Below are 9,632 nucleotides of genomic sequence, written 5' to 3'. Positions count from 1 at the left end.
ACATTAGTTCATTGGATGAAACGGTGGAACAATTTGCAACTAGAATTCGCGATTACTGGGGCGTTGAAAATAAAGTCCACTATGTCCGAGATGTGACTCAAGGAGAAGATGCTTCTAGAGTTCGAGTTGGCGAGCTCCCAGCCATTTTTGCAATTGCTCGTAATCTAGCACTTAATCTTTATCGAGAAGCTGGAGAAACAAATATGGCACAGGCACAACGACTCGCAGGCTATGGTCTAGACTTTTTGAAGAATCTGTTTAGAATGAAATAGCCCTGCTATCTGATGCTAGCTTCCAGCCAGTTGATTTGTACTCAACCGAACGACAATCTTTCTGAAACTGTGGATATCCTTTTTTACCAGGAATACCCTTTTTACAGTTTTCGTAAAATCTGGAGATAGCAGACCAGGCTCTTTCGGCGCTAGCCTGTCTGGCTTGGGAATTGAGTTCCTCGGCAAAGGAAAATTCGCGAGCGAGTACCGCGCAGTATTTGTTCAAGTCGTACTTGTTAACTTTTGGGTTGTCCATCCAATAGCGCAAACAGCTATTGCGGACAAACTGTGCTGTACGAATTGCTTCAAAAACTGCTGCAAACTGACTGGATTTTCCGTAAGCTTTGAACTCAAAAACTAGCATTGCTTTACCTCCTACCTTATGCTAACTCGTCGAGCACAAAACTTTTTGGCGTCGCAGCAAAAGTTTACAATGAAAGCCGTCCTATAAGGACGGGGTTTTAGACCCAGTTTTTTGATAACCGGGTTGCCCCGAGGGAGATGCTCCACGAGAATCTAGGGCTGCCACAAGTAGAAGCCTACTCCAGCAGGTAGAGAGAGCAAGCAGACCCTCTGGAATTACTTGTAGTTAAATCGTGAAACGCCAGATAAGTTTAGCCAAGTTTTGTATGGTAGTTGAGCCACAGTGACTAATTTTATGATATTTAGTTATATTTCCTAATACTCTGCTCCACTTGATCTTTGAGAAAAATGTGGTAGAACTAGGATTGAAAGACTCAGGTGAAAATCCCTGATGGTTGGGGAGCATACATCAGCTTCCTCTACGACATCAAAGCAACACAGTCAATCGCCCGATCGGCACGAGCTCAAAAATCAAGCGTTGCCAGTACAGCAGTCGTAAGTTGTGCGCGGGGGAATTTCCTTCGTGCATTAGTTCATATGCCATGGTTGAGAGACAATCTCAGCTTAGATATTTGTTAGCATTTGCTAGCAAAAAAGTATCGGAACGCTTGAGGAGGGGAATCCTGCTAATTTAACTAATACGAGTGGGAAGTCCCGCACTCTATCCGTTTACAGGATGAGTGACGGGATGAAAACGAGCAGCAAACAAATTGAGCGATAGCGAATCCATGATAGGATCGAAATAAGCGGGGATGATAAGAGTAGCCGTGGTGGGCGAACTTTCCGTTGTATAAAGGCTAGACACCACCTATCAGTTTCTGACTGGTAGCCCCAAGATCCCGCTGGGCCGTAAAAGAGCTGATGGATGGGTGAAAAAATCAACAATTCTACTCCTTGGGACACAGGGAGTCTGCCTCGAAGATAAGTGATTATCTTGCTAGTTTAGTACCACCTTCAGGTGAGTAAAACCTACGGAGGGAGGATAAGACCAGCTTAGAGATGGCTCTAACAAGGCTCTCCCGTTGAAAGAGGAAGCCCGCACTCTATTTGTTTACAAAATGAGTGTCGGGTATGTCACGTGAACTCGTTGAATGAAGCATCTCCGAGCCTAAAAGCCTGGAGAGCTTCAAAAGCACAGCACCTCGGCCATGACAGGAGTCAAATCGCAGTGTCATGTTTATTCTGAAACGGCAGGATGTTGAAATATCCAATTTTCAACACCCAAAACGGGATCAACAAATTCCCATTCTCAATTATCAGGGGCAGACTTTTCGTCTGATCAGCGCCTTCAACGGCAAGCAAGCAGAAGACGCCAGAGCCTTGTGGCGGGATTTAACCGACAACCGAGGCAAAGCCTGTGTTCTGCTAGAAGAGCCGGATAGATACAGCGTCTGGGGAAAAGTCCGTCTAGATCAGCTTGCCGGTGAAGAACCGGCCGGTACAGAATCCGCTAAAGCACCGCTATTCGCGCAGGGTTGTCTGCTACTCCTCCAAGCTGTTTACTTTGACGTAGAAGACCTCTTAGGCGCAAGGCAAGCCACATCGTTTCAGAAAGATATCACCAAGGTATTTCAGCAAGGAAACTTCCCCCAGGCAGACTCCGCTGATGCGATCAAAAATTGGCTGACGGTTAGTCCCTTGCAAAATCATAAGGTGCCCCCTTGGCAAGATCAACATCTCAAAGCCTTATTGCAAGAACTTCACCGTTTGGGCAAATCATATTTTGGCAATACCGACTTCGCTGAGGGAGTGAGCGATGTGCTGCAAGATATGCCAGCACAGGATCGCACTCAGTTTCTCGATTGGCTGAAACAATCAGCCCTCAACAAGTTGTGGATCGCAGGATAGAAAATCTTTGACAATTGCTCTGACAATTGGGCGCAGATAATCGAGCTGAGATAATTGCACTGTCGGGGGCAAGGGAGATACAGGTTGGATTGCCAACTTGTATCGATCGATCGACATAATTGTTAAATCAGTTAAGAGGCCAGCTACAGTCTGGCAATTTAACTAAATTTCGATCGCAGTTCCCACCCAGAATCATTGATATGAGTGGGGGAGCGTGAAAGCCAAAAACAGAGAAAGCAACATTTGAGGATATAATTTCCGAGTTTAATAGGGTACGGCAAAAGCCTTAATGGTGAAGGCGCAGACCGTATTTCTATCATCTATTCCCGGGCAAAATATCGACTAAGAACTAATTCTTTGAATTAGTAAATAGATAGTATTCTTGCTTAGTCTTCCGAGAGTGTACGAGGGCAAAAATCCCGACGACACGCTGAGGACGGCAGTTTTTCCGGGAGCGTCAGATCGAGGTTCTTTGGCGAAAGAATCCCCATCTACAATCAAAGATTGAGATGGGGTGCGTTCAACCGCTAGTTAGGTATCGTGAAATCCCTATGAGTAGCACTTCAGAAAAGTCATCTACATCTACATCTTTACTATCAGCTCAGACCCTCGTGATTGTGGGCATTGTCTGGGCTGTCATGGCGCTGCTGTTCTTTTTGCTGTTCAGCGTCCCTCTTTCACAAGAAGATGGTTTACCGCCTTGGTACTCGATCGGCACTTATGTTTTTGAATGCGGGGCATACCTTGGAGCGGCTTTAGTCTGTTTGAGAAACTGGAAAAGCCCCCACATGGCAAGCGGGCGCAACGTCTGGCTGGGAATTGGTTTGGGGATGCTCTTCTATTTTATCGCCGGCGTGCTATTCGGGATTTGGGAACTCTATTTTGAGTTAGACCCAGATGTGTCCCCAGCAGATGCGTTTTATCTGGGCAGCTATGTGGTACTGATCGGAGGCATGGTTCTAGCTGTGACTTCCAAGCGACTGAATCTAGAATTTTGGCAATGGGGTTTGTTAGCGGCAATAGCAGCCTTTGGGATTGCTGTAGCTGTCTGGGTTGCTGCGCCGGACTCTTGGAGACAACAGCTAGGAATGGCTCCGGCAGCTCCCCAGGAAGTAGTGACAGGATCTGCACCTGACTCAACGGCTGCCAAAGGAAAAGCCCCTGCTTTGGAGAATTCGGCCCAGTCAAAGGCAAAAGGAACGGCAGCAGCGGCTGCTAAACCGGCACCGGAAGAAGAATCAGCAGAAGTAGCTAAAGCTCCCGAATGGGTGACCGCACTTGACAAGCAACTATCACCTTACGCCTATGCAATCAATTTGTTTTACATCGTCGGGGACGTTTTTCTGCTGATTATTGCTACTGCGCTGCTGCTGGCGTTTTGGGGAGGACGTTTTTCCCAGTCTTGGAGAATGATTGCGGCTGCAACTTTTTCGCTTTACATCGCAGATATGTACTTCAAATGGCGCGATACTCAGGCTGAGGGTAGTTATCAAAGCGGCAGTTTACTGGAAGTCTTTTTTGTTTTCAGTGGCATCCTGTTCGGAATAGGAGCTGTATTGGAACATGACATCTCCACCCGTTCTCGTCAAAGCAGGCGGACTCGTCGCAGCGCGTAGCGATTTGAGATTGGGGTTGCTTCGGCAAGGGAGGGGAACGTGAAAGCTTTTTTGCCCTTCCCTGCATCTGTTAACTTCAAATCGAAAATAAAAAATCATCAGAAAATGTGGGTGGAAACCCCGTGCTTTAAAGACGGCTTTATGTGTTACAATTAGCAGTCTTTACGTTGACCTCTAACAAGATGGTGAAAAGCCGATAGCTCTGGGACGCCGTAGTTAAAAGGTTGTTACTCTCCATGGGTAACTCGATATTGAACAATACTCTACTTCTAGCCCAAAGCCAGTTAAACCGAGTTAGGGCGAGTAAATCAAACAAAACCAAAAGTAGCCCCAATACCTGTGTTACACCACAGTTGGAGGGAGTAGTGGGAATTGGCATCCCCTTGTGGACTGCTGCTATATACGTGTTAAGGCACGGTATGGCGATGTGGTTGTTACGAGCAATAACCAACGGTGGTTACCTCTTCTAAAGAATCCCTGTACCTTTAGGTCAGGGAGTGTCAAAGTTTGCCGATCGCACTTCCTACGTCTTTTCACGTCTTTTTGGTGGAAAACTTGGCATGACGCCCACAAAACTCTCCGATTCAGACAAACGGGAACTCCTCAGGCTGTACCGACAGTCGGACGAGAATACTATCACTCTGGCCAAGCGCTACGGAGTGAGTAGTTCGACTGTAAGGCGCATCCTTCAGGGGGCTTTGTCTGAGTTAGAATACGCATTTCTAGTCCAGCAAAAACAAAAGCGTTCGTCCGATCGTAGCAACAGCAGCGTTTCTCAACTAACAGAAACGGCTGCTGAATCACCGGCCAAAAGCTCCATCGCCCCTGGAGATACTCCCCTGTCTGAGTCAGTCCCCGTCGCACAGTCAGCCCCAAATTTGAGGCCGAGGATCCGAAACCGTTCTGTATCAGACACCCAACCCGTAGCAGAAATCGAAATTCCAGGAACTTTACAGTCTGATTTCGAGGTTTCTGATTTACCAGATGCCCCAGCAGGCAATCTTGCCGAACCCAGCCACCGTGCTGTTGTGACTGGGGAACTACAGGCAATGCTTGGTGGTGAAGATTTTAGCGATTTCGACGAAGACGAGGATGAGGATGAGGAGGATTTAGATGACGACTTCGACGAAGATTTAGAGGATGAAGATTCTCTGTTTGAAGGGAGTCTGCTGGGTGCGATGTCCGGGGAGTCGAGCGAACTTCGGGCTATAGGCCCGATTCGAGTTTTGCCTTTAAGCGAAGCATCTGTACCCAAAATTTGCTATTTAGTAGTCGATCGGGCGGCAGAGTTAATCACCAGACCTCTGAAAGCATTTGGCGAACTCGGTCAAATTCCGGCGGCCGAAATTCGCGAGAAAACCCTACCAGTTTTTGACAATCACCGAGTGGCCCGCCGATTTTCTACTCGCAATCAAAGAGTTTTCAAGATTCCAGACGGCAGGCTGTTGCAAAAAGCCGCGCCTTACTTGCTAGCCAAGGGAATTACTCGGCTGCTGATTGAAGGTCAGGTTTATTCCATCTAAGGTTGGAAAAATTAACTTAATATTCTGCGGTGTCCGAGTCTTCGGGATTTGCTTGAAATCTGGGACGCGATTCTTGGGAATCTGAAAGGTTCCAAAGCGGTTGTAGCAGTGCACCGCCTATCAGTCCCGCACTAATGCTCATTGCCAATACTAATCCTAAAGGAATCTGTATGGATTTAAACAAGATAAAGCTTAAGGCTACTGGCGCGGCGTTCTGGACTGAGATTATGCCGATCGCGCTTGCTAAAATTGCTACTAAAAAACTTATGGCGAGCAGAGGAATTGCTTTCATAGAACTGGCAGACCACCTAACACTTTAACTGATATTACTGCTTAGTAATTTAAATATCTGAAAATATGATTTTGCCGCACCTCCCATTGTTAAATAATATACACCAAAATTAGCACCAAGTCAAGCAGATACCGGAGAATTATATTTTTTGTTACATTAAACATAAAAGATGTTTTTTGACAATTCCTAAATGTTTACAAAATTAACTGTATTGCAAGTAGATAATTGGCTGCCATATCAAGTAAATTGAATGATATTAATGTTACCTTAGTGTTGGTAATTTAACTTACCAATGTACCTCATGAAGCTGAAATAAGCTGTTATATATCACTCTTAAAACATGGACTATTTCACATCATTGATCGGACAAAATCGAGCAGTAGAATTGCTCAGCCAAGCAGTCGAGCGCAACCGAATTGCTCCAGGTTATCTATTTGTCGGGTCTAACGGCACGGGCAAAAGCTTAGCAGCACAGTGTTTCATCGAGCTTTTATTCTCAGTAAATCTTCCTGAAAGGCGATCGATAGAATCCGTGCAAAATCGCGTCCGACAGCGAAATCATCCAGACTTGCTCTGGGTAGAACCAACCTACATGAACCAAGGCAAACGTCTTTCCACAAAAGAAGCAGAGGAAGCAGGATTAAAGCGGAAAGCCCCACCCCAAATTCGCCTAGAACAAATTCGCGAAATCGGCGAATTTCTGAGCAGGCCACCACTAGAAGCTGGGCGTTCGGTCGTAGTTTTGGAACAAGCAGAAACAATGGGTGAAGGAGCCGCCAACGGCTTGTTGAAGACCTTGGAAGAACCGGGAAAAGCAGCGCTAATTTTAATTGCTCCGACTGTGGAAGCTTTGCTACCAACTTTGATTTCCCGCTGTCAAAAAATCCAGTTTTCGCGGCTGAATCCCGAAGCAATGGGACAAGTTTTGCAGCAAGGGGGATTTGCCGAGATTTTATCCCATCCCGAGGTAATCGGGATGGCGCAGGGAAGTCCTGGAGAAGCAATTAGTATTTGGCAGCAACTGCAATCAATACCCGAGGATTTGCTGCAAAAAGTTAAGCAGTTGCCTCAAAATTTGCGGTCAGCTTTGGAATTGGCTAAGGAAATTGATAAAACTTTAGATACTGAATCTCAGTTGTGGTTAATTGATTATTTACAGCATTGTTACTGGCAGCAATTTTTGGCAGGCCGAATTAGCCGATCGCCCTTAGAACCCTTAGAAAAAGCCCGCCAATATTTGCTAAACTACGTACAGCCACGATTAGTCTGGGAATGCACACTAATGGGAATCTGTCAACCATAATAAGAGTGCCAATTTTTATTACAATAGCATGAGTAAGTAATCTACCTAATTAAATATAAAAAGCTGGATAAAAAGCTTGCTGTATATGTCTTGTGGCTTCATGGCGCTAGATAACTAAAGCCTTCTTCCTTCGATCGACTGTCAACTGTCAACTGTCAACTGTCAACTGTCAACTCTTCCTTCTTCTTAACACAATGGAAAAAGCCACATTTGCCGCCGGTTGTTTCTGGGGAGTCGAACACAAGTTTCGCACCGTTACGGGTGTCATCTCGACTGCTGCGGGCTACACAGGAGGTCACTGGCCGAATCCTTGCTATCTCGACGTTTGCGCCCGAGTCACCGGTCACGCTGAAGCAGTGCTCTTGGAGTACGATCGATCGCAAATCAGTTACGAAACACTGCTAGATATATTCTGGAACTGCCACGACCCAACCCAAATCAATCGCCAAGGCCCTGACAGAGGCGAACAATACAGGTCAGTCATTTTTTATCACAACTCAGAACAAGAAAAAGCCGCCCGCGCATCCAAACAAAAATTGCAAATTTCCGGTAAATACGACAAAGATATTGCCACCGAAATCAAACCCGCTGGTGAATTTTATATGGCCGAGGATTACCACCAGCAGTATATTGAGAAGAAGCGGCAGCCCTCCGCATCAAAGGACTAAAGTCCTCACTACGAACCTGATAAAAACATATTTTCCCAAACAAAAAGCGCCCCTATTTCTAGGGGCGCTTTCTGTTATCTCAAGCTAAAACTTAGCCATTGATAGAAGGAGCAACCAAAGCCACAGGAGTTGTTTCACCAGCAGCCAAGTCGAGAGGGAAGTTGTGAGCATTGCGCTCGTGCATTACTTCCATACCCAAGTTAGCGCGGTTGATGACATCAGCCCAGGTGTTGATGACGCGACCTTGTGAGTCGATAATCGATTGGTTGAAGTTGAAACCGTTCAAGTTGAATGCCATTGTGGAAATACCCAAAGCGGTAAACCAAATGCCAACTACTGGCCATGCACCTAACAAGAAGTGCAAAGAACGGCTGTTGTTGAAGGAAGCGTATTGGAAAATCAAACGACCGAAGTAGCCGTGGGCTGCAACGATGTTGTAGGTTTCTTCTTCTTGACCGAATTTGTAACCGTAGTTTTGCGATTCGGTTTCGGTTGTTTCACGAACCAAGGAAGATGTTACCAAAGAACCGTGCATGGCGGAGAACAAGCTACCACCGAATACACCAGCAACTCCCAACATGTGGAAGGGGTGCATCAGGATGTTGTGCTCAGCTTGGAACACGATCATGAAGTTGAATGTGCCGGAGATACCCAAGGGCATACCGTCAGAGAAGGAACCTTGACCAATTGGGTAGATCAAGAATACTGCGGTAGCTGCTGCAACTGGTGCAGAGTATGCTACGCAGATCCAAGGACGCATACCTAAACGGTAAGACAGTTCCCATTCACGACCCATGTAGCAGAAAATGCCGATGAGGAAGTGAAAAATTACCAATTGGTAAGGGCCGCCGTTGTACAACCACTCATCCAAGGAAGCAGCTTCCCAGATTGGGTAGAAGTGCAAGCCGATCGCGTTTGAAGAAGGAACAACAGCACCGGAGATGATGTTGTTACCCAGCATCAAGGAACCAGCAACTGGTTCGCGGATGCCGTCGATGTCCACTGGAGGAGCAGCGATGAAGGCGATGATGTAGCAGATTGTTGCAGTTAGCAAGGTAGGAATCATCAAGACTCCGAACCAACCCACATAAATGCGGTTGTCGGTTGATGTTACCCAGTTGCAGAATTGCGACCAGATATTGGCGCTTTCGCGCTGTTGTAAGGTTGCCGTCATGTGTTTATGATTGCTATTGGTTTTTCAATGTTCGGATGATGTCTCTATTATTAACGGTATCGTTAAGGTTTGTAAAGGGGTGTAACGACAGCTTAACTGATGAGGGTCATCAGGAAAGCTGATGAAACCATAGAGAGGCGAAAAAAGCCCATTATTGGTGGAACCCGCACGCGAGTCCGTTGCGGACTTTGGTGCAAGATGCCAGATTGATGCTGTAGGGGCAATCCCTCGCAGTTGTCGCAATGTATATAGTGTTTTGTAGGGGACATCTTCCCCGTGGTAGCCGCGCGCGATCGGGATGCGGCGCTGTGTCTAAGCTTGGAAAATTGCTAAAAGAATATAGATGCGGGGCGGGGAATGCCAGTCAGAAGGGGATGAGCGCGGGTTTTAAACAGCTTGTTACCTAGAGCAGCAGAATGCCCCCATCAGAGCGGTACCCCGCTTGATGGCTGCTGTGTACACACAAGTTGCTCTAAACTAGAGTCCAAGCGTTGAAAGCCATATCAGATATGAATAGCCCCATTTTAATCCATGCCGCTAACCTCCCACAAACCGCCTTTGGAGACCCTCGGC

Annotated in this window: 9 protein-coding genes and 1 pseudogene; 7 read left to right on the top strand and 3 right to left on the bottom strand. The window is 46.5% G+C overall.

Annotated elements, in window-relative coordinates; genetic code table 11:
* A partial coding sequence (locus QZ938_RS32115; protein WP_367181884.1) for a transposase occupies nucleotides 1-272 on the top strand: 272 nt, incomplete at its 5' end.
* Here QZ938_RS32115 and QZ938_RS32110 read toward each other — a convergent pair.
* Nucleotides 262-636 (bottom strand): annotated as a pseudogene (locus tag QZ938_RS32110) (RNA-guided endonuclease TnpB family protein); the annotation flags it as partial. The gene QZ938_RS32115 and the pseudogene QZ938_RS32110 sit on opposite strands and share 11 nt — an antisense overlap.
* 377 nt (nucleotides 637-1,013) lie before the next feature.
* On the opposite strand from QZ938_RS32110, the gene QZ938_RS32105 reads away from it, so the two are divergent.
* The 4 genes from QZ938_RS32105 to QZ938_RS32090 all read left to right on the top strand — a co-directional run bounded on the left by QZ938_RS32105 (nucleotide 1,014) and on the right by QZ938_RS32090 (nucleotide 5,622).
* On the top strand, nucleotides 1,014-1,214 hold the full coding sequence (locus QZ938_RS32105) for a hypothetical protein (protein WP_293158257.1): 201 nt from the start codon (nucleotides 1,014-1,016) through the stop codon (nucleotides 1,212-1,214).
* 594 nt (nucleotides 1,215-1,808) lie between these two features.
* Nucleotides 1,809-2,483 carry an Npun_F0813 family protein gene (locus QZ938_RS32100; RefSeq protein ID WP_293158254.1) on the top strand — a complete coding sequence of 225 codons (675 nt, stop codon included), beginning with the start codon at nucleotides 1,809-1,811 and terminating at the stop codon, nucleotides 2,481-2,483.
* A 551-nt stretch (nucleotides 2,484-3,034) separates the two neighbouring features.
* Nucleotides 3,035-4,099 carry a hypothetical protein gene (locus tag QZ938_RS32095; RefSeq protein WP_293356348.1) on the top strand — a complete coding sequence of 355 codons (1,065 nt, stop codon included), beginning with the start codon at nucleotides 3,035-3,037 and terminating at the stop codon, nucleotides 4,097-4,099.
* Nucleotides 4,100-4,659: 560 nt separating this feature from the next.
* A complete protein-coding gene (locus tag QZ938_RS32090; RefSeq protein WP_293158263.1) occupies nucleotides 4,660-5,622 on the top strand; it encodes a hypothetical protein in 963 nt (320 codons plus the stop codon).
* Between the two features lie 16 nt (nucleotides 5,623-5,638).
* Here QZ938_RS32090 and QZ938_RS32085 read toward each other — a convergent pair whose 3' ends face one another.
* Nucleotides 5,639-5,914, bottom strand: a complete 276-nt coding sequence (locus QZ938_RS32085; RefSeq protein WP_293356345.1) for a LapA family protein — start codon at nucleotides 5,912-5,914, stop codon at nucleotides 5,639-5,641.
* Nucleotides 5,915-6,254: 340 nt separating this feature from the next.
* Here QZ938_RS32085 and QZ938_RS32080 point away from each other — a divergent pair, with 340 nt between their 5' ends.
* Together QZ938_RS32080 and msrA are read left to right on the top strand one after the other, a co-directional pair.
* The gene (locus QZ938_RS32080; protein ID WP_293158245.1) at nucleotides 6,255-7,217 is read left to right on the top strand and encodes a DNA polymerase III subunit delta'; all 963 of its coding nucleotides are present in this window, start codon (nucleotides 6,255-6,257) and stop codon (nucleotides 7,215-7,217) included.
* Nucleotides 7,218-7,411: 194 nt separating this feature from the next.
* Nucleotides 7,412-7,885 (top strand): peptide-methionine (S)-S-oxide reductase MsrA, encoded by a 474-nt coding sequence (msrA, locus tag QZ938_RS32075; protein WP_293158243.1) that lies wholly within the window; start codon nucleotides 7,412-7,414, stop codon nucleotides 7,883-7,885.
* A 91-nt stretch (nucleotides 7,886-7,976) separates the two neighbouring features.
* Here the strand turns inward: msrA and psbA are convergent, their stop codons facing one another.
* Nucleotides 7,977-9,059, bottom strand: a complete 1,083-nt coding sequence (gene psbA, locus QZ938_RS32070; protein ID WP_293356342.1) for a photosystem II q(b) protein — start codon at nucleotides 9,057-9,059, stop codon at nucleotides 7,977-7,979.
* Nucleotides 9,060-9,632 lie beyond the last annotated feature (573 nt).

The organism is Microcoleus sp. CAWBG27, from assembly GCF_020883145.1.
Classification (GTDB): domain Bacteria; phylum Cyanobacteriota; class Cyanobacteriia; order Cyanobacteriales; family Microcoleaceae; genus Microcoleus.
Note: the sequence above shows the minus strand (reverse complement) of the source record. Positions and strands in the feature narration are given on the sequence as shown.

Excerpts from the sequence above, each read along its gene's own strand:
- QZ938_RS32100 (WP_293158254.1), top strand. The coding sequence starts at position 1,809 with ATGTTTATTCTGAAACGGCAGGATGTTGAAATATCCAATTTTCAACAC.
- QZ938_RS32095 (WP_293356348.1), top strand. The coding sequence starts at position 3,035 with ATGAGTAGCACTTCAGAAAAGTCATCTACATCTACATCTTTACTATCA.
- QZ938_RS32090 (WP_293158263.1), top strand. The coding sequence starts at position 4,660 with ATGACGCCCACAAAACTCTCCGATTCAGACAAACGGGAACTCCTCAGG.
- QZ938_RS32085 (WP_293356345.1), bottom strand. The coding sequence starts at position 5,914 with ATGAAAGCAATTCCTCTGCTCGCCATAAGTTTTTTAGTAGCAATTTTA.
- QZ938_RS32080 (WP_293158245.1), top strand. The coding sequence starts at position 6,255 with ATGGACTATTTCACATCATTGATCGGACAAAATCGAGCAGTAGAATTG.
- msrA (WP_293158243.1), top strand. The coding sequence starts at position 7,412 with ATGGAAAAAGCCACATTTGCCGCCGGTTGTTTCTGGGGAGTCGAACAC.
- psbA (WP_293356342.1), bottom strand. The coding sequence starts at position 9,059 with ATGACGGCAACCTTACAACAGCGCGAAAGCGCCAATATCTGGTCGCAA.